This window comes from Parabacteroides sp. KHUB-02, assembly GCF_056640955.1.
Genome location: NZ_JBWQEV010000002.1, coordinates 195,283 through 216,425 on the forward strand (window position 1 = coordinate 195,283; position 21,143 = coordinate 216,425).

15 protein-coding genes and 1 tRNA gene are annotated in these 21,143 nt (G+C 46.5%); 13 read left to right on the forward strand and 3 right to left on the reverse strand.

The window, feature by feature from the left end:
- Positions 1-47 precede the first annotated feature (47 nt).
- Together ACYIA1_RS21330 and ACYIA1_RS21335 are read left to right on the forward strand one after the other, a co-directional pair.
- Positions 48-428, forward strand: coding sequence for an ISAon1 family transposase N-terminal region protein (locus ACYIA1_RS21330; RefSeq protein ID WP_016270338.1), 381 nt, complete (start codon positions 48-50; stop codon positions 426-428).
- Positions 394-1,377, forward strand: a complete 984-nt coding sequence (locus ACYIA1_RS21335) for an ISAon1 family transposase (protein ID WP_016270043.1) — start codon at positions 394-396, stop codon at positions 1,375-1,377. Before ACYIA1_RS21330 ends, ACYIA1_RS21335 begins: the two co-directional genes overlap by 35 nt.
- A gap of 129 nt (positions 1,378-1,506) precedes the next feature.
- Here the strand turns inward: ACYIA1_RS21335 and ACYIA1_RS21340 are convergent.
- Positions 1,507-1,579, reverse strand: a tRNA-Lys gene (locus ACYIA1_RS21340).
- A gap of 495 nt (positions 1,580-2,074) precedes the next feature.
- On the opposite strand from ACYIA1_RS21340, the gene ettA reads away from it, so the two are divergent.
- From ettA to ACYIA1_RS21360, 4 genes are all read left to right on the forward strand, one after another.
- Positions 2,075-3,763: an energy-dependent translational throttle protein EttA gene (ettA, locus tag ACYIA1_RS21345; RefSeq protein ID WP_005856590.1), complete on the forward strand. Its 1,689-nt coding sequence runs from the start codon at positions 2,075-2,077 to the stop codon at positions 3,761-3,763.
- A 26-nt stretch (positions 3,764-3,789) separates the two neighbouring features.
- A complete protein-coding gene (locus tag ACYIA1_RS21350) occupies positions 3,790-4,443 on the forward strand; it encodes a 3-keto-disaccharide hydrolase (protein WP_036651046.1) in 654 nt (217 codons plus the stop codon).
- Positions 4,444-4,574: 131 nt separating this feature from the next.
- Positions 4,575-5,855 carry a serine hydroxymethyltransferase gene (glyA, locus tag ACYIA1_RS21355; protein ID WP_005856586.1) on the forward strand — a complete coding sequence of 427 codons (1,281 nt, stop codon included), beginning with the start codon at positions 4,575-4,577 and terminating at the stop codon, positions 5,853-5,855.
- Between the two features lie 129 nt (positions 5,856-5,984).
- Positions 5,985-8,336, forward strand: a complete 2,352-nt coding sequence (locus ACYIA1_RS21360; RefSeq protein ID WP_480336372.1) for a family 20 glycosylhydrolase — start codon at positions 5,985-5,987, stop codon at positions 8,334-8,336.
- Positions 8,337-8,539: 203 nt separating this feature from the next.
- Here the strand turns inward: ACYIA1_RS21360 and ACYIA1_RS21365 are convergent, their stop codons facing one another.
- On the reverse strand, positions 8,540-10,075 hold the full coding sequence (locus tag ACYIA1_RS21365) for a carbon-nitrogen hydrolase family protein (protein WP_005868392.1): 1,536 nt from the start codon (positions 10,073-10,075) through the stop codon (positions 8,540-8,542).
- Between the two features lie 79 nt (positions 10,076-10,154).
- Positions 10,155-12,644, reverse strand: a complete 2,490-nt coding sequence (locus ACYIA1_RS21370) for an alpha-L-arabinofuranosidase C-terminal domain-containing protein (RefSeq protein WP_480336373.1) — start codon at positions 12,642-12,644, stop codon at positions 10,155-10,157.
- Between the two features lie 179 nt (positions 12,645-12,823).
- On the opposite strand from ACYIA1_RS21370, the gene ACYIA1_RS21375 reads away from it, so the two are divergent.
- From ACYIA1_RS21375 to ACYIA1_RS21405, 7 genes are all read left to right on the forward strand, one after another.
- On the forward strand, positions 12,824-13,189 hold the full coding sequence (locus ACYIA1_RS21375; protein WP_005856577.1) for a response regulator: 366 nt from the start codon (positions 12,824-12,826) through the stop codon (positions 13,187-13,189).
- Complete coding sequence (locus ACYIA1_RS21380; RefSeq protein ID WP_195392969.1) at positions 13,189-14,364, forward strand: sugar transferase; 1,176 nt, start codon at positions 13,189-13,191, stop codon at positions 14,362-14,364. The genes ACYIA1_RS21375 and ACYIA1_RS21380 overlap by 1 nt, the downstream gene beginning before the upstream one ends.
- A 32-nt stretch (positions 14,365-14,396) precedes the next feature.
- Complete coding sequence (locus ACYIA1_RS21385; protein WP_122115038.1) at positions 14,397-15,173, forward strand: TolC family protein; 777 nt, start codon at positions 14,397-14,399, stop codon at positions 15,171-15,173.
- 3 nt (positions 15,174-15,176) lie between these two features.
- The gene (locus ACYIA1_RS21390; RefSeq protein ID WP_480336374.1) at positions 15,177-17,336 is read left to right on the forward strand and encodes a GumC family protein; all 2,160 of its coding nucleotides are present in this window, start codon (positions 15,177-15,179) and stop codon (positions 17,334-17,336) included.
- 276 nt (positions 17,337-17,612) lie between these two features.
- The gene (locus ACYIA1_RS21395; protein ID WP_230328016.1) at positions 17,613-18,809 is read left to right on the forward strand and encodes an O-antigen ligase family protein; all 1,197 of its coding nucleotides are present in this window, start codon (positions 17,613-17,615) and stop codon (positions 18,807-18,809) included.
- 4 nt (positions 18,810-18,813) lie between these two features.
- A complete protein-coding gene (locus tag ACYIA1_RS21400) occupies positions 18,814-20,025 on the forward strand; it encodes a glycosyltransferase family 2 protein (RefSeq protein WP_057327207.1) in 1,212 nt (403 codons plus the stop codon).
- The gene (locus tag ACYIA1_RS21405; RefSeq protein WP_057327206.1) at positions 20,022-21,134 is read left to right on the forward strand and encodes a glycosyltransferase family 4 protein; all 1,113 of its coding nucleotides are present in this window, start codon (positions 20,022-20,024) and stop codon (positions 21,132-21,134) included. The genes ACYIA1_RS21400 and ACYIA1_RS21405 overlap by 4 nt, the downstream gene beginning before the upstream one ends.
- Positions 21,135-21,143: the final 9 nt, after the last annotated feature.

Below are 21,143 nucleotides of genomic sequence, written 5' to 3' on the forward strand. Positions count from 1 at the left end.
CAGGGGGAAAATTCTTTAATTCTATAGAAAATTTGCACCTTTGTACCATGAACAATCAAGGACTATTAGCATTGGCACAGTTGATTCTGCCATCAGAGATACTTTCAAATTTTGAAGTAGTACGTGTAGAAGAAGAGGCATCCCTTATCCGCATCTATCTTGATGAATCGGTTAAGGCTGAATATAAAGAGAACCCAGAGATTGAATCCAAAGGGTTCTGTGAAGCCGTAACTATACGTGACTTTCCAATCCGCGATAAAGGTGTTGACCTAATTGTCAGAAGACGCAAATGGTATGACAAGCAGAATAACCGATACTTCTCCGACTCTTACGACCTGAAGGCTGAAGAAACCCGCTACTCCAAGGAGTTTGCGGCTTTTTTAAAAGGAGTGTATGGAGACGATTCCTACGACCTCCCGTTCGCTTGACCGCTATTATCACATAAACGGGGATACGTTTGAAAAGCAATACAAGGAAGTGCTCAGCGGCTATCGTGAATGGTCAGAACTCTCACATGCAGAAGACTGGCTTGTCTTTCCAGAGAACATTGGTGAAAGCATCTGCATTGACGAAACGGCTCCAAGCAACGGTGAGCTGTACACTATAGTAAGCAACAGATCTTCACGTGGAGGTAAAGGTACCATCATTGCTATTGTAAAGGGTGTGGCGGCAGATGCTGTCACGGAAGCACTTATGCGCATTGACGAGGACAAGAGACTGTTGGTTAAGGAGATAACAATGGATATGTCGAATTCCATGCGACTTATAGCCAGACGCTGTTTCCCGAATGCAATGCGTACCATAGACCGCTTTCATATACAGAAACTTGCATGTGATGCCTTGCAGGAGATGCGTATCGCGCATAGATGGGATGCCATTCAAGCAGACACGGATGCCAGGGAAGAAGCCAAATGCCTGGGCGAAGCATACACTCCAATTGTGCTTGCAAATGGTGATACCCACAAGCAGTTGTTGGCTCGCAGCAGATATCTGCTTTTTAAATCTGCCGACAAATGGACGGAAAGTCAGAGACAAAGAGCTGAGGTGCTCTTTGAAACGTATCCTGATCTTAAAGAAGCCTATTCGCTTACACATTCCCTAAGAATGATATTTTCCAAGAATACCGTCAAAGATGCAGCAAGACTCTCGCTTGCACGATGGTACAACAAAGTGGACGACTCTGGCTTTAAGAGTTTCAATGTTATTGCCGCCACACTTTACGAGCACTATGATGAAGTCTTGAACTTCTTTGTAAACAGGGCAACTAATGCATTTGCAGAGTCTTTTAATGCTAAAATTAAGGCGTTTAGAGCTGCTTTAAGAGGAGTAACGGATATAAAATTCTTTCTTTTCAGACTTACAAAGCTGTATGCTTAATCCCCCAGGTTTATCGGGTGAGCCCTTTTTTGTCTTTTAAGCAAGACTGAAACAATAAAAAAAGTCCTACAATACGTTGATATTGTAGGACTTGTCTCTTTTTTGTCGCCGTTTGGCTTTGTTCTTATGTGATCCGCCTGGGGCTCGAACCCAGGACCCCAACATTAAAAGTGTTGTGCTCTACCAGCTGAGCTAGCGAATCATCCTGTGCGTTACTTTTGTAATGCGAGTGCAAAGATAGGGGGTTTTATTTTATTATACAAATTTCAAGAGGGATAAATTTTAGTTTTTTCATGGGGAGCAAATGCAAGAAACAAGATATAAGCACTTTACATCACGTATTACAATCATGCATAAACCGGTTACATATCTTCACGAGACGAAGACGAACCACAATCCTAAATCGTTAGGATCACACAACCTAAAGCCACATGATCGCACAGTCCTAACCACAACGCCGCACAACCTCTCCTACCCTTCATTTATGATAACGCTAAAACTCAACTTCCGAGGAATAGCATATCTACCGGCTTCTTGCACAAGAGAATTAAACCGAGTAATCTCCACACGCCAAACTTGGCAATCGGTAGATATCTGATACCTATGATCTTTGTTCATTTGTAAAATAAAAGATATTTACGTAGATTTGTACACCATTATTTTAAGTTAAGGAACCAATTAACACACAAAAAATTATATGGCAGACGATAAGAAGATTATTTTCTCGATGGTAGGCGTGAACAAGATCTTTCCGCCTCAAAAACAGGTTTTAAAGAATATATATCTGTCCTTTTTCTATGGGGCGAAAATCGGAATCATTGGATTGAATGGTTCCGGTAAATCTACGTTGCTGAAGATTATCGCCGGTATCGATAAGGATTATCAAGGAGAGGTGGTCTTCTCCCCCGGGTATTCCGTAGGGTATCTGGAGCAGGACCCTAAGTTGGAGCCGGGCAAGACCGTGAAGGAGATCGTGCAGGAAGGCGTGCAGGAGATCGTGGACACCTTGAAAGAATATGAGGAGGTGAACGAGCGATTCGGCGATCCGGAGGTGCTGGAAGATCCGGATAAGATGGATGCCTTGATCAACCGTCAGGCGGAGTTGCAGGACAAGATCGACGCTACGGACGCATGGAACCTCGACAGCCGTCTGGAACGTGCCATGGACGCTTTGCGTTGTCCGCCGGAGGATCAGGTGGTGGATACGTTGTCCGGAGGCGAGCGTCGCCGGGTGGCCCTTTGCCGATTGCTGCTCCAGCAGCCGGACGTATTGCTGTTGGATGAGCCGACCAACCACTTGGACGCCGAGTCGATCGACTGGCTGGAGCAACATCTGCAACAATATGCCGGTACCGTTATCTGCATCACGCACGACCGTTACTTCCTAGACCACGTGGCCGGATGGATCCTTGAGCTGGATCGTGGCGAGGGTATCCCTTGGAAGGGTAATTACTCCTCTTGGCTAGACCAGAAGACGAAGCGTATGGCTCAAGAAGAGAAGCAAGTCAGCAAGCGCCGTAAGACCTTGGAGCGTGAACTGGAATGGATCAATATGGCGCCGAAGGCCCGTCACGCCAAGGGTAAGGCACGCCTGAACTCGTACGAGGCCCTCTTGAACGAGGACCAGAAGGAGCGTGAGGCTAAGCTGGAGATCTTCATCCCGAACGGCCCTCGCTTGGGCAATAAGGTGATCGAGGCACAGCATGTGGCAAAGGCGTTCGGCGATAAGCTGCTGTTCGATGATTTGAACTTCATGCTTCCCCCGAACGGTATCGTGGGAGTCATCGGGCCAAACGGTGCCGGTAAGACTACCTTATTTAAGATGATCATGGGCATGGAAAGCATCGACAAGGGGACCTTCGAGGTGGGCGAGACCGTACAAGTAGGTTACGCCGACCAGACCCATAAGGATATAGACCCGAAAAAGACCGTTTACCAAGTCGTATCCGGCGGACAAGAATTCATCCGTATGGGCGGCAAGGAGGTGAACGCACGCGCTTACCTGTCTAAATTCAATTTCGCGGGAGCGGATCAAGAGAAGCTATGCGGCGTACTCTCCGGAGGAGAGCGTAACCGCCTGCATCTGGCGCTGACGCTGAAAGCGGACGCGAACGTATTGCTGCTCGACGAGCCGACCAACGATATCGACGTGAACACGCTACGTGCCTTGGAGGAGGGGCTGGAGAACTTCGCCGGTTGCGCCGTCGTCGTCTCTCACGACCGTTGGTTCTTGGACCGTATCTGTACCCATATCCTGTCGTTCGAGGGCGATTCCAACGTGGTCTTCTACGAAGGGACCTATTCCGAATACGAGGAATACAAACGTAAGACCTTGGGCGACGCCGAGCCGAAACGGGTACGCTATCGCAAACTAATCGTTGATTAATCATACTATAAATAGAGTTTAATGCCATGAAAAAAAGAATGCTATCTTTGGCTGTATTAGCCGCTTCCCTCTTCTGTTTCTCCGATGGGGCGAACGCACAGAAGACCGAGAAACTGTTCAACGGGAAAGACCTGTCTAACTGGAATTTCGTAGTCGACAAAAACTCCGTCCCCGCCGATCAGGTCTATTCCGTACGCGACGGTAAGATCTTCATCACCGGCCAGCCTTTCGGCTATATGTACACCAAGGAGAAATACAGCGACTATAAATTGCACGTGGAATGGCGTTGGCCGAATGGGGATTCCAACGCAAACAGCGGCATCTTCCTGCATATCGCAGACCTAAAGAACCCCTTCCCGAACGGGATCGAGTGTAATCTGCAAGCCGGGAGGGCCGGATTGTTCGTACTGCTGGGAGGCTCCGACCTTGTCGAGTACCAGCAACGCCCGGGAGAGGAACGTCCCTTCTTCCCTGTCGTAAAGAACGTGAACCCGTCTAGCGAGAAGCCCGCCGGAGAGTGGAACGAGGCGAACATCTTCGTGAAAGACGGCGTCATCACCGTTTACATCAACGGCGTATACCAGAACACCGGAACCAACAAGGTGAAGGAAGGCCATATCGGGCTACAGAGCGAGGGTAAGGAGGTTGAGTTCAGAAACGTAACCCTCACCAAGTGGTAAGCGGAGCCGTTTCCGGCGCATCTGTAATAATTAAACGGAATCTTTTAAATAGTATTAAAATAATATAGTACATTCGCGAGGATTCCTTTTCAATGAGGAACATATCATTGCAATAACCAATTTAAGAGGTAATGAAAAGAGACAACATCATTTTTGACATTATCGAGAAGGAGCACCAACGCCAATTGAAAGGCATTGAGTTGATCGCTTCCGAGAACTTTGTCAGCGACCAGGTCATGCAGGCCATGGGAAGCTGTCTGACCAACAAATACGCCGAGGGATATCCCGGCAAGCGTTATTATGGGGGTTGCGAGGTAGTAGACCAAAGTGAGACGATCGCTATCGAACGGTTGAAAAAGCTATTCAACGCCGAATGGGCCAACGTGCAGCCTCACTCCGGGGCGCAGGCCAACGCAGCCGTATTTTTCGCCGTATTGAATCCGGGCGACACGTTCCTCGGGTTGAACCTGTCGCATGGCGGACACCTGTCCCACGGTTCACCAGTAAATAGCTCCGGCGTTCTCTATCACGCTACCGAATATAATGTAAAGGAAGATACTGGACGGGTGGACTACGACCAAATGGAGGAAGTAGCCCTTCGTGAGAAACCGAAATTGATCGTTGGCGGTGGTTCCGCTTATTCCCGTGACTGGGATTACAAACGTATGCGTGAGATAGCCGACAAGGTAGGCGCCTTATTGATGATCGATATGGCTCACCCGGCAGGCCTGATCGCCGCCGGTTTACTGAACAACCCGCTGGAGTACGCTCACATCGTAACGTCTACGACGCATAAGACCCTGCGGGGTCCTCGTGGCGGTATCATCCTGCTGGGTAAGGATTTCGAGAATCCTTGGGGTAAGAAAACACCGAAAGGCGAGATCAAGAAGATGTCTCAGTTGTTGGACTCCGCCGTATTCCCGGGTATCCAAGGCGGTCCGCTGGAGCATGTGATCGCGGCCAAGGCCGTAGCCTTCGGAGAGGCTTTGGAGCCGGAATACAAGACGTACCAAGCACAGGTGAAAGCGAACGCCGCCGCTATGGCCAAGGCCTTCACGGACAAAGGGTACAAGATCATCTCCGGCGGTACGGACAACCACAGCATGCTGATCGACCTGCGCACGAAGTTCCCCGACCTGACCGGTAAGGTGGCCGAGAAAGCCTTGGTAGCCGCCGACATCACGGTGAACAAGAACATGGTTCCGTTCGACAGCCGCTCAGCCTTCCAGACCTCCGGTATCCGTGTGGGTACGCCCGCTATCACGACCCGTGGCGCTAAAGAGCCGCTTATGGGCGAGATCGTGGAACTGATCGACACCGTATTGGCAGCTCCCGAATGCGATAAGACTATCGGCGCCGTTCGTGAGAAGGTGAACGGTATCATGAAGGAATATCCTATCTTCGCATGGTAAATAGGAAATTGAGAATTGAGAATTGAAAAGGATGCCAAACGGCATCTTATCTTCAACTCTCAATTCTCTTTTTAAACTCTCAAAAACATCTAAACAATATTCAATTTTCAACTTTCAATTTTTAATTCTATGAAAAAGCTCCTTGCTACAATCTGCGCCGGCGCTGTCTTGGGTCTGATGGCCTCGTGTGATGATGCTCCCGGTAAAGCGAAAGCTTACAACCAAGGTATCAACATCATCCCGACACCGGTCAGCCTTACGCAGAACGAGGGAAACTTCAAGCTAAACAAAAACACGAAGATCTACGCTTCCACCCCGGAGGCGAAAACCGTAGCCGAGTTCTTCGCGGCTAAAATGAACACGGCGACAGGCTACCAGATAGCTACCGCCGACAAAGAGACCTCCGACGGTATCTCATTGGTTATCGACGGCTCTCTGGACGTAAACGACGAGGGATACACGCTCGACGTAGCCGACAGCGGCGTTCGTATCAAAGCCAAGACCCCTCAAGGTCTTTTCTACGGTATGCAATCGTTCTTGCAATTGCTGCCCGCCGAGATCGAGAGTCCTTCCGCCGTGAAAGGTATCGCATGGACCGCTCCGGCCGTATCTATCAAGGACGAGCCTCGATTCGGCTACCGCGGTATCATGCTCGACCCCTGCCGCCATTTCATCCCGGTAGAGAATATCAAGAAGCAGCTGGATGTATTGGCCTTGTTCAAGATCAACCGCATGCATTGGCACCTGACCGACGACCAAGGATGGCGTATCGAGATCAAGAAGTACCCGAAACTGACCGAGATCGGCTCTAAGCGCATCGATGGCGAGGGTACCGAGTACGGAGGCTTCTATACCCAAGAGGAGGTGAAGGATATCGTTAAATACGCGGCGGATCGTTTCATCACGATCGTTCCCGAGATAGAGCTTCCGGGACACGAGATGGCCGCTATCGCCGCCTATCCGGAGCTGTCTTGCGAGGGTAAGCTGGGTACTCCCCGTATCATCTGGGGCGTGGAAGACATCGTATCATGCGCCGGGAAGGAAGAACCCTTCCAGTTCTTCGAGGACGTGATCGCCGAGGTAGCTCCCCTATTCCCGGGCGAGTATTTCCATATCGGAGGCGATGAGTGCCCGAAGACGAGCTGGGAGAAATGCCCGCTTTGTCAGGCCCGTATCCGTAAGGAAGGCTTGAAAGGCGACAAGGAACATTCCGCCGAGGAGAAATTGCAGAGCTATTTCGTACAACGCATGGAGAAGGTCGTAAACAAGCACGGCAAGAAGATGATCGGATGGGACGAGATCCTTGAGGGAGGTCTGGCTCCATCGGCCACGGTAATGTCTTGGCGAGGTGAGGAAGGCGGTATCGCCGCCGCTAGCATGAACCACGACGTGATCATGACCCCGGGAAGCGAGGGTATGTATATCGACCAGTTCCAAGGCGACTACAAGATCAACCCGGTATCTATCGGAGGATTCACCACGGCGGAGCGGGTCTATAAATACAACCCCGTCCCCGACACGCTGGCAGCGGCCGGTAAAGGGCATTTCATCAAGGGCGTGCAATGCAACGTATGGAGTGAGTACCTTTATAACACGGACATCATGGAGTACCGTATCTATCCTCGTATCCTAGCCCTCTCCGAGATCGCTTGGAGCCCGCTGGACCGGAAGGATTACAAGGACTTCGAACGCCGTCTGGACAACGCTCAGGTTCGCCTAGACGGACACGGTATCAACTACTACATCCCGCAGCCCGAGCAACCGAACGGTTCTTGCAACTTCGTGGCTTTCACGGACAAGGCTACCATGACATTCACCACGAACCGTCCGATGAAGATGGTCTACACGCTGGATGGCACCGAGCCTACCCCGGAATCTACCGTATATACGGCTCCTTTCGACATCACAGAGACTACGACCGTGAAGATCGCTTCCGTGTTGCCTTCCGGCAAGATGGGTAAGCCTCGCACGATCCTCGTGGAGAAACAAACGCTGGCTCCCGCCAAGGAGGTAGCCAAGACGACCCCGGGCCTCGACATGGAGGTATTCGATGGCATGTACCTAAGCGTAAATAATCTGGAGGCCGCTCAGAAGACCGGTAAGAAACAGGTCATCAAGACGACCCGTGAACTGACCAACCAAGTGCCCGCCCCCGAATCCATGCGAGGCGTGAAGCAATACGCCGCTATCGCTACCGGCTACGTGAATATCCCGGAGGATGGCGTTTATTACATCTCTTCCGATTTAGAGGAGGTATGGATCGACGGCAAGTTGATGGTCAATAACGGTGGCGAGGTAAAACGCTTCTCCCGTCATGACACCTCCGCGGCCTTGGCAAAAGGCTTGCACGAGATCAAGCTGGTATTCCTCGGACACATCATCGGAGGTTGGCCTTCCAACTGGAACGACGGCAGCGTACAACTCCGTAAATCGGATGCCGAGAAATTCACGCCGATCACGGCTGAGATGCTAAGTCATTAAGATCATTTCCGAAGGGGGGAAGCGAGCGATCCTCCCCCCGATATAAACCGCAGGGGCGGGATTCGTCCGCCCTCCCACGCATACACGGCACGGGAGGGCGGACAGATCCCGCCCCTACTGCATTCTTCCGGCAAATATAATTGTGTTTAATAGCGAACACTACTGGGTTCAACCATGAATACTATTGTGTTCAACCGCAAACACTACTGTTTTTTTACCCTCAACTCATACAAGTCGTGGCGACGGTCCCGAAGGTTACGCACGCTACCATACGTATGCAACTCGTTGAGCAAATCAAGGTCCACGTCCGATACAAGGATCATCTCCGTATTCGGGGTTGCCTCCGCACGCTTGCCATCGGTAGGGAAAGCGAAATCGCAAGGCGTGAACACACCCGACTGGGCGTACTGTATATCCATATTATGCACACGAGGCAGGTTGCCCACGCTGCCCGCTATCACCACGAAGCACTCGTTCTCGATCGCCCGGGCTTGGGCACACACACGAACCCGAGAGTAACCGTTCTGCGTATCCGTAAGGAAAGGCACGAAGAGGATCTGCATCCCTTGGTCGGCCATGATACGGGAAAGCTCCGGGAATTCCACGTCATAACAGATCAGCACGCCGATCCGGGCGCAATCCGTATCAAACGTCTTCACCATCTTCCCGCCCGAGAGTCCCCAGCTCTTCTGCTCGTCCGGGGTGACATGTACCTTCTCGTACATCTCGTAGGAGCCGTCACGACGGATCAGGTATCCCACGTTATACAGCGCCCCGTCCTCCTTCAGCAAAGGCATGCTACCGGTGATGATATTGATATTGTAACTGATGGCGAGGTTCACGAATCGCTCACGGATCTCCTCGGTGTACTGGGCCAGCCCACGGATGCTCTGCGCCTCGCCTAGATGGTTGAACTTGGCCATCAGCGGAGCGTTGAAATACTCGGGGAAAAGGACGAAGTCGCTCTTGTAATCGGACACGGCGTCGACGAAGAACTCCACCTGCTCGAACACGTCGTCCAGTGTCTTATAAGGCCGCATCTGCCATTGTACCAGACCGACACGCACGGTTGTCTTCTTATCCACGTAATCCGTCGTAGGCGGCTGGTAATAGATATTATCCCATTGCAGCAGGGTAGCGCAATGCTTCGACTCCTCGTCGTTCGGCAAGTAGTTCATCATCACTTTCCGCACGTGGAAATCGTTGGAGAGCTGGAAGGTGAGCACCGGGTCGTAGATCTGACGTGAGCGCACCTTCTCGATGTATTCCTTCGGACGCATATGATCGGCGTATTTATAATAGTTCGGGATACGTCCGCCGAACATGATCGCCTTCAAGTTCAACTTCTCGCACAGCTCCTTCCGGTACTCGTACATACGGCGGGCCAGCCGGAGGCCCCGGTAGTCCGGATGGATGAACACCTCTATACCATATAATATATTCCCGTTCGGGTTATGCGTGCTGAACGTCTCGTTGCCCGTTACCTTGGCGTAGGTATGATCCCCTTTCACCATGTCATAATCCACGATGATGGAGAGGGCACATCCTACGATCCGGTCATCCACCAGCGTCACGACCTGTCCCTCGGGAAATATCCGTATCAACGTCTCGATCTGCTTGCGGGTCCAGAAAACATCCTTGTCGGCGTATACCCTCTTGAAAGATTGCGACAACTGCGTATAGTCCTCAAGCTGCAAACTCCGGAGCTCTACCTTGTTTATCTTATGCATTGGTTCCATAACACATTTTTTTGTTAAAGTCGCCGCGAAGTTAGGATAAATACAGATAAAGTGTACCGGCCCTCCTGCCCTATCTGACCTACTCCATGTATAATTTCAAGATCGTCACTGAATTAGGCGGGAAATTATAGATAAACGGGCCGCTCATCGGGAATACGATAGGCTCGGTGACAGGCGTTACGGCCCCCGGGTTCTCAAACGTATTACGAGCCTCCGGCTCCCCCCTCAATTGGATCAGCTCCGCCTCGTTACGGATATTCACTCCCTCGATACGCAAAGAGGTCTTCTCCTCGTGGCGGGTCGTATTCACGACCTTCAAGTAAATCACCCGGTTCTCCTTGTCGAGGGTAGCGACGGATACCAACGACGGGATCGGGCGCATATCCACCTCATGCAGCAATACGCCGTCCACATAGCAACGGACGCGCTCGTACTCGCACGTCATGCGAACCGTATACCACCGGTTACTCTCAAAAGGGAACCGCACGGGAGAGACCAAGCTATCCTTCACGCCACCTACCTGATGGTACAGCTCGCTCGTTCCCGCCCCGATCGTCAGGGCGATATAATCCGCCTGCTCGCCCGTCCACCCGTTGTCGCGGAGGCGAAGCTGTATCTGCCCGCTACCTTTCGTACGCCGGACGGTAGCCGTATATTCATAGGCGTAGCTCGTAGAGTCGCCGAACAATACCTGGTTCCACCGGTTGGCCTCCGGCACCAACGTACCAGCCTCCGGGACCTTCCATCCCCCGCTCATCACGGATATATCCGATACGGGCACGCCGTCGATCCGCACGTCCTTGAACTCATAGCTATTATCAAACATCTCCACGCCCGCCCGGCCCGTACGTACCTGTGGCTTCTCGTAGGTATCCACGATCGTCTTCAGCACCTCATCCCCCCGATGGCGGGTAAACATCTTTAATAAATGGTAGGAAGGAGAGACCACCGCCTGATGGGTGTTGAAAGAGATCAACGGATGGCGCTGGTTCTCGAACCCGGCGTTGCCCAATACCGGGGCATACGCCAAGCGGCGTACCATATCCGGGTTCTCCTCCGCCCCGACCAAGAAACAGGCCTCGGCCACCGCCGCCCGGAGCGTACCGGCCAAGGGCCGCTCCGTCGTCCCAAACTCCCCGATAAACACCGCCGGCGAACGTCGGGAATACCGGTCGCTATTAAACCGGCCGGAGTTCGATAGGAAGAAATTCTCCCCGGCGTAATAATGGGAATCCACCCACTCGCTACGGCCTCGCTTCGTGAGGGGCGAACTGCTGATAACGGTAATCTCCGGATAGGCCTCCTTGATCGCCTTGCGGAAAAGCTCAAAGCGCCTGAAATACTCCCCGCCATAGTTCTCGCTGCCGATCTCGACATACTTCAAGTTGAAAGGTTCCGGATGCCCGTTCCTCGCACGCAGGGCGCCCGGCAGGGAATCCGCCGGGGCGTTCGCGTAGGCGATAGCGTCCAAGGCATCTCCCGTGAGCTTATCCATCGCCGTGATATCCTCGTAGCGGGGCCGGCGGCTTTGGCTCGTGATCCCGCTATTAATAACGTAGATAGGCTCCGCCCCCATATCCTCGCACATTTGCAAGTACTCGTGGTAGCCCATGCCGTTCGTCGTACCATAGGCCCATACGTTCCAGAAATGCTTACGCTCCGAGATATCACCCAGCGTCTCCCTCCAGATAGGGTACGTACCCGCCGTATACCCCTCCACGAAACTGCCTCCGGGGAAACGGATAAAACGAGGGGCCAAGGAATCGACCAGCGCCGCCAAGTCCGGTCTCAGCCCGTTCTTCCGTCCCTTCCACGTATCCTCCGGGAAGAGCGATACCACATCCAGCCAAAACACGGCGGAGGTATCGGCCGTGATCGTCAAGACCGCGTTCGGCGCGTCCCCCGTAGCCGTAAACGTATGCCTGTATCGTTTCCACTCGTATAGCGGCGCTACCTGAAACACATCGCTCAAGACCGTATTAGCCATCGAGTCCTCCAAGGCCACCCGGATGGTACGGGGCACCATATTCGCCCCCTTGGCGAAAAACGAGAGATCGTATCGTTCCCCTTTCCGGATCGGTATCCCCCGGTATCCCTCGGCTATCACGCCTCCGCGCCCCGACTCCCCGGAAGTCGATACGGCCACGAGCAACGACCGCCGGTTCTTATCATTCACCAGCTCCTTCATATCCGGGTATATCTGTGTATTAGGGACGATCCGCCTCCATCCCGGTACGGAATCTCCCCGCATGAAAGGGATCGTCCATCCATTCGGGGTAATCAAGACGTTCCGGGCGGCGTCGTAAGGGCAGTTCAAGGGTGGCACGCCATCCTCGAAGCTCCGGTTCTGGATCAGCTCGGCGTACAGCCCCCCATCGATCCCGTGGTTGATCTCCTCAATGGTCAAACCATACAGATCCGGGTTCACGGGAACCGTCAGGCCATCCGCCTCCACGGTTATCGTAGAGATCACCGGCATCTCCGGCTGGCAAGAGGACAAGCCCATCCCGACAATAGCGCCAACCAATAAATGAATAACATCAAAATCTATATATTTCCTCCAACGCATCTTCGAATACTCATCTCATTTATGTGCGTACAAACTTAATCAAAAAATCGCAGTTTCCCCTATTTTCAAAGTCCGAACTGTTTTTTCAAAAAAACAATTGAAAAACATAGATTTTTTCAATTTAATATCCTAAATTTGCATAATAGATAAAACAAAAGACGACAATATTATACGACTCTATGGAGAAATCTGTTCTTTTAGTGGATGACAAGCAAGAAATCGCAAAGATAATCATGCTTTATTTATCAAGTACTTACAAGGTATCCTATAAAGAAAATCCTTTGAAAGCGATCGCTTGGCTTCAAGAAGGCAATTTACCGGATTTGATCATCTCTGACTTGAATATGCCAGAAATGTCCGGAGAGGAATTCTTGGTTTATTTAAAAGCGAACGATATGTTCAGCCATATACCGGTCTTGATCCTATCGAGCGTAGAGAGCAGCTCAAATAGAATACGTTTGTTTGAGGAAGGGGCGGAAGACTTTATCTTGAAGCCTTTCAATCCAGAGGAATTAAGGGTAAGGGTAAAACGAATATTAAGATAATGAATTATGTCTTTTTCGGTAATAACGTGCCGTTGGCCGAACGTTTACGTAAGGCATTAGGCACCGGGGTCATAGAATGTATAACGCTTCTGCAGATGAAAAACACGCTTCTTCCTGCCGAAGAAATGGATTATTGTGTATTCATCGAGAAAACAGATCCTACGTTAAACATTCCTGCGATCATGCATTTGCATAAGACGTTTCAAAATATATATATCGTATTAATCGCCCCGGAAATGACCCGGGAGGAGAAAATATCCTATTTGCAAGCCGGAACGGACTGTGTCATCTCCGAGTCTACCTCTAAGGAAGATTTAGTGAAGCTACTGGGTATCGCCGAGAAATGCAAGAGAATGGAAAAAGCGCGTAAGCCTCAAATAAAAGAGCCTGATCTCGCCATTTTCAAGCTGCCTTTATGGAAAAGGGTCTTCGACATCATTTTCTCATCCATGGCGCTCCTCTGCCTCTCCCCTATCTTTATCATCACGGTGATTTGGATCAAGCTGGAGGACAAAGGCCCCGCTTTCTACAAGTCGAAACGAGTAGGCAGCAACTATAAGGTTTTCGATTTTTATAAGTTCCGCTCTATGTATATGGATGCGGACAAACGCTTGGCTGAATATAAGAAACTTAATCAGTATATGGAATCTATTGATGAAGAGGCCGTGGCCTCTTCATCAACTTCTGTGAATTCACAGAATGCGACCTTTTTTTTTAAAGAGAATAAACAAAATATCATTTTATATTCCGACAATGACGCTACTCCTGAAAACGACTATTTAAAAGTAAAACGTCACGAACGCTCCAACGCTTTCATCAAATTAGAGAATGATCCCCGTATAACAAAGATCGGCCATATTATCCGGAAATACAGCATTGACGAACTTCCCCAGCTATTCAATATATTAAATGGAGACATGTCAATAGTTGGTAACCGCCCTCTTCCCGTATACGAGGCGGAATTATTGACCAGCGATGAATACATACAACGCTTCATGGCTCCTGCCGGCCTTACAGGTCTTTGGCAAGTAGAGAAACGTGGCAATTCTGGTAGTATGTCCGCCGAGGAACGTAAACAATTAGACATCAAATATGCTCATACCTTTTCTTTCTGGCTAGACATAAAGATTATATTCAAGACGTTTACGGCGTTCGTGCAGAAAGAGGATGTATAAACTATACATAGCTGATAACAAACATAATTCACATGAAGATACTATTTATTCTATTATTCATATTAAATGCTTTTTCAATTGTCGCACAAAAAAAGAAGACATACTTCGATAAAGCGACAACAATAGAAGTAACTTCCGGCACGGATTCTATAAATGCCATGCTAGATGACTATGAACGTATTCAATTACCACCTCTATCGGTTTTTCTGGAATCCGTATATGACCATCCTTCTGTCAGAATTTATGAAGCTAAAAGAGATGAGGCTAACGCCGATATGAAGATTACAAAAAGAGAATGGTTGGACTATTTCAGGGTATACGGCCAATATCAATATGGGCGATTAGTTCAACTTTCTACAAGAGAAACCATAGAAGATCCTTCATTTCTCACCAGTATAGGCAGTAATCAGCATACTTACAGTGTAGGTATTTCCGTGTCTATCCCATTCGGAGACTTATTCAGCCGAGGCCAAAAAGTACGGATGAAGAAAGCTCGTTTCCGTCAATTGGATTATGAGTATGAAATGTCCATAGAAGAACGGAAATTAAGAATACTGGAAGCTTATAATAGTGTCTTACAAGCATTGGCTACATTAAAAGCTAAATCAGATGCTGCCGCACTTTACAACGCCCAGATGAAAATCTCCGAACAAGATTTTATTAATGGAAAAATTGATATTATCTCATTATCAATGGAACGTGGACGTCGTTCTGGTGCCGTGATTTCTTACCAAGAAGGTCGTGCGACCTTGCACAATGCCGTAACTTTATTAGAAATGCTCACAAATATTAAGATTATAAATCGATAACCCATGGATATAACACTTTATATATCGCGTTTTATATATAGAATCTGGCATCAATTAGTATTCGGAACGCTAATAATAACAGCGTTGGTTGCTTATTTCAGTCAATTCTTAGAAAAAAAATATACAGTTACCACCTCAATTTACACTGGCATTACGTCTAATACAGGATTAAATGATGAGACTCGGCCTGATTGGCAAGCTGTGAATAACACCTATGATAACTTGGTAAATCTAACCAAATCAAGAGGAACCTTAGAAAATGTCTCATTGAAATTACTAGCTCTAAACTTAATGCATGGAGATCCGGAAATAGATAATCTATACATAACAGCAAATAACTATAAAAAGTTGATAGCTTCCGTGCCAGAAGAGATCTTACATTTAGTTGACACAGCTTCTCTTGACAAAACCGTTAACTTATTCAAGGAGTATAAATACAGCGACAGTCGTAATTATTTACATGAGTTGTTTAATGGATCTAGTGCATTTTACAGTTACAATGCCTTATCCAGTATTATCATCAGAAGGCAAGGAAACAGCGACTTAATAGAGATAGCTTATACTTCTACCGATCCCGGTATTACATGGAATACGGTCAAATTGGTGAGTGAAGAATTAAAATATTCGTATAACAACTTACGATATCAAACCGCAAATGATATTGTTAAATATTATGAGGAAGAACTTAAGAAACTTCGTGTACAACTGAATAAGCAAGAAAACGAGCTTACTGATTATAATGTAAAGAATAGTGTTATTAACTATATTGAGCAAACTAAAGCTATCGCCCACTCTTTCGCAGACTTTGAGAATCGATATGAGGAGACACGGCGAAATTACGAGAGCTCATCCAGCATTATCAAAAATCTGGAGCAGTACATGGATATTCGTACTAAATTAGTTAAGTCCAATGAGGAATTCATTAATACCTTAGCCGAGGTATCCCGTATTAGTGGTAAAATAACAGAAATAGAGACTTTCACCTCCGATGAAATGCTAAGTAAAGACCAAGAGTTAGTAAAATACAGGGAAGAACTACGAGATGCCGAAAAGAAAATAGGTCTAATTACTAATAATATTAATAGTTATAAAGAAAGTAAAGAAGGTTTAGCCATTGAAGGTTTAGTTCAAGAATGGTTAAATCAAACACTTATACAAGCGAAAGCACAAGCTGATTTGAAGGTTCTAAACGAGCGCAAGAATGATTTTGCAGATCAATACAAGAATTATTCTCCTATTGGTACACGAATAAATCAACAAGAACGTGAGATTCATGTAACCGAGCAATCTTATCTTGAAGTACTTCATGCTTTAAATATGGCAAAGATGAAGCAGAAGAATCTTCAATTAACCTCTTCAAACTTAAATACGATCTCGGATGCCTCCTATCCTTTATTCAGTGATAAAGGAAAGCGGTTTCTATTAGTTGTTGCCGCATTTATTGGTAGCATTATCTTTATTATCGGATTAAACCTAGTTATCGAGTTGCTAGATCGTACGCTCCGGGATGCCGAACGGGCCAGACGTCTTACTGGCATGAATATATTAGGGGCTTTCACAGGACGTAATTCCCAATTAAAATATCGTGGATTCGTAAAAACTTGTAACCGTATCTCTGCGGCTTATGCTTGTAACCGGTTAACACCTTACATCAAAAAGGGCGATACACTTTGTATCAATATACTAAGTCTAGAGGAAAAAGAAGGAAAAACGTTTATCTCACGATATTTCCAGGAATCTTGGGAAGAGCTTGGCTTCAACGTAAAATACCTAAGAGTCGGTCAAGATATCCCAATCGATGCCTCCTTATTCATGGCTGAACATATAGACAAACATATCCAGCTTGAAAGCAGGCCGGATATATTAATCGTTGAGTATCCTTCTATCCAACAGTATGGTGTTCCATCCCATTTGCTAGGGTCAAGCCAAGTCAATTTGTTAGTAGCTAACGCTTGCCGGGTTTGGAAAAATAGCGATACGGAGTTAGTTAAATATCTGCGTGACATTACAGAAGGCACGGCATTGTACTTATATCTAAACAATGCCACGAGAGAGGCCGTGGAAGATTTCACGGGGCAATTACCTCCTCAAACATCTATGCGATCTTTCGCAAACCGGATGATGTATATGGGATTAACGGCGACTAATACCGCTGTAAAATAACGAAAACACATGGAAACATCAAGATACATACAAGAGGACAATACTTCGTTCAAAATATCTCAGCTCTTTCTTGTCTTAGGGTTGGGAGGTATTGGCATATCCTTGCTGTATAACTCAATTCCAGTATTCATACTAATAACTTTGATTCCATTATTCTGTGTAGGAGGTATCCTTTTATTAAGATATCCATGGCTTATATTATTCGTTATATTCACGACCAATTACTTCATATTAGGCATCACCCGATACATTCCCATAGAAGGGATCAGTGTTATTATGGAAATCCTATATATGATAGCTTTGGTACTGATCTTTATTCAAGCTGCCCTTTTCCAAAACATAGAATGGCGTAGAGCATTTAATATCCTAAGTATCGCATTATGTATCTGGATGGGTTATTGCATTTTAGAAATAATCAATCCAACCAGCTCATTAGAAGGTTGGATATTATCAAGAGGATTAATATTCAATGGATTGATTATAGTCATTATTACATCTCTATTATGTACACGCTATTCCATACTCAAAGCTATCATATTTTGTTTATCCATATTCACGTTATTTGCGATAATTAAGACATTAATGCAAAAGTTTATTGGATTTGATAGTTTTGAGACAAAATGGCTTAATGCCGGAGGAGCCACAACGCATATTATTTGGTCTGGAATCCGCTATTTCTCATTCTTTACGGATGCCAGTAATATGGGTGCCAATATGGGTGCCGCCATCATGTTTTTCGGTATAGCCTCGCTCTACATGCGATCTGCATTATGCAAGATATATTATTCATGTATAGCGATTCTAGCACTTTATGCTTTGTTCCTTTCCGGGACAAGAGGAGCTATAATCGTACCATTAGCAGGGCTAGCACTTTACACACTGATCAGCAAACAAACTAAAATGGTCATTGGGGGAGCAAGTATGTTATTGTTTATCTATATCTTTTTCGCTTTTACAACTATAGGACAAAGCAACTCATCTATCAGAAGAATTAGAACCGCTTTTAACCCAACCAAAGATGCCTCATATATCGTACGCAAAGAAAATCAAAAAAAATTAGCCACATATCTCAAATATAAGCCCTTTGGAGAAGGGCTTGGACTATCTGGAGATGGATTAGGAGTAAAAATATCCACTCGTTTTACCACTTCTATTCCAACTGATTCTTGGTACGTGAAAATTTGGGTAGAAACAGGCATAGTTGGATTGATTCTTTATCTTAGTATGATTTTTTTTACTATAGGATGGGGAGGGTGGATCATTGCCACACAGATCAAGGATCTTGAACTAAAAGGATTATTGTCCGGATTACTTTGTGGTATATTCGGTATGTTCATTAACGCATACGCAAACTCGTTTTGGGGTCAATTTCCAACAATGATAATCGCATTTATGGGGCTAACATTTGTGTTAAACGGTCCTTACTTTGACAAAGAGATACGAATAAAAAAATTAACTGTTTCAAATAAATAACGCTATGATTGAACAATTCTTTCAAATAGGAGAAAACTGGATTGATAAGGAACAATATGCCTTTCAATTAGGAGATGCCATCTTATTCCTTTGTTTTCTGATATTTGTACTATATTTATTCGTGTTTGCCATCTATTCAAAACGGAAACCACAGTATAATTATCCTACTGCCAAGAAGAAGTATCGTTTCGCTGTCTTGTTCCCCGCTTATCAAGAAGACGAAGTTATCATAGACTCCGTAAAAAATTTTCTCGTTCAAGAATATCCAAGAGAACGATACGACATTATCGTTATATCTAATCAAATGCGACAAGATACGATAGATAACTTAAAAGCATTATCGGCGAAAGTCGTTAAAATGGATAGTCCCCAAAGCACAAAAATCGAGGCTCTCAAAGAAGCCATACATTATATTGAGAAAGGAGATATAAAGTATGATAATGTCGTTATCCTCGATGCGGATAATATCGTAAAACCAAGTTATCTCGAGAAAATAAACGATGCCCTTTATGCGGGCTGTTCCGCATTGCAAACACACAGGGTCGCTAAAAACCGTGATAGCAATATCGCTGTGCTCGATTCTGTCAGCGAAGAAATTAACAACTCTATCTTTCGTAAAGGCCATACCCGTCTTGGATTCTCTTCCGCCCTTAGCGGCTCCGGCATGGCTTTCGAATACGAGCTTTTCAAGGATATCATACAAGAATGTCACGATATAGGAGAAGATAAATACATGGAAAGAAAGCTTTTGTTGCAAAATGTTTATATCGAGTATTTGGAAGAAGTATATACCTATGACGAGAAAGTTCGAGGTAAGAGGGATTTCTATAACCAGCGCCGTCGTTGGTTGACAACTCAAATCAGCAACTTATTCTCGGGTCTTTTCCAAATGCCGGCAGCCATATTTAATGGAAATTGGGACTATTGCGACAAATTATTTCAATGGATGATGCCTCCTCGCATATTACTGCTAGGTTTTATTATATTAATAGCCTCATTTTTGACTGTTCTCGATTTTATAACATCCATCAAGTGGTGGCTCTTATTGGTCTTGTTAGGTATTACATTCAGTATAGCGGTACCAGACTATCTTGTCGACAGGAAATTCAAGAAAGCGATAGCGAGCGTTCCTGTCTTATTCATACTTATGTTCCTCAATATTTTCCGTATAGGAGGACACAAATTTAATCCAACTAAACATTCTTTAAAACCATGAGAATAGCAATTGAGGCACAACGTATATTCCGGACCAACAAACATGGGATGGACTTTGTCGCTCTTGAGAGTATTCGAGAGTTACAAAAAATCGACAAGGAAAATGAATATTTTATATTTGTCAGTCCAGGTGAAGATCATTGCCTAGAAGAGACAGACAATGTACATATTATTGAGGTAAAATGCCCTACCTACCCTCTTTGGGAACAAGTTGCGCTTCCACGAAATGTAAGCAAGATAAAGCCAGACCTCTTGCATTGTACCAGTAATACCGCCCCACTAAATTGCCCTGTCCCGTTAGTGTTGACATTACATGATATTATTTTCCTAGAACCCCGTCAGGGAGGAAATAAATCTTGGTATCAAAACATGGGTTGGTATTATCGCCGCATGGTGGTTCCTCGCATACTCCCCCAATGTAGGAAGATCATCACAGTCTCTCGTTTTGAGTGCGATCGCATACGTGAGGTATTGCGATTACCCAAGGATAAAATCACAGCTATCTATAATGGATATAGCGAGCACTTTCATCCCCTGCCAGAGATATCATCTATTATCCATAAGTATATTAATAATGACGATTATATTTTTTTCCTAGGCAATACAGATCCTAAAAAAAACGTCGCCCGCACGTTAAAGGCATATAGCCTTTATTTGAAGCACTCAGAAAAGAAACGACCTCTACTTATCGCAGACTTAAGCGAGGATAAACTAGACGCTATCCTACGAGAGCAACGGATAGAAGAGATCAAGCCCTTTCTCTCATACCCGGGATACATCCCTAATACAGACCTAGCTTATCTATATAACGGCGCTTTCGCTTTTTTATATACTTCCCTAAGGGAAAGTTTCGGTATTCCCTTGCTAGAAGCCATGGCTTGCGGCACACCTGTAATTACGGGGAACACATCCGCAATGCCAGAGATAGCTGGAGAAGGCGGAATACTAGTTGACCCGTTGAGTGAAAAAGAAATCGCAGACAAGATACTATATTTAGAGCGAGATCAAATATTCTATCAAAATCAAATAGAATATGGTTTAAACAGAGTCAAAAGATTCTCTTGGTCACAAACAGCGGAAAATCTTTTGACCCTATATAAAACGATTTAAACCTGATAA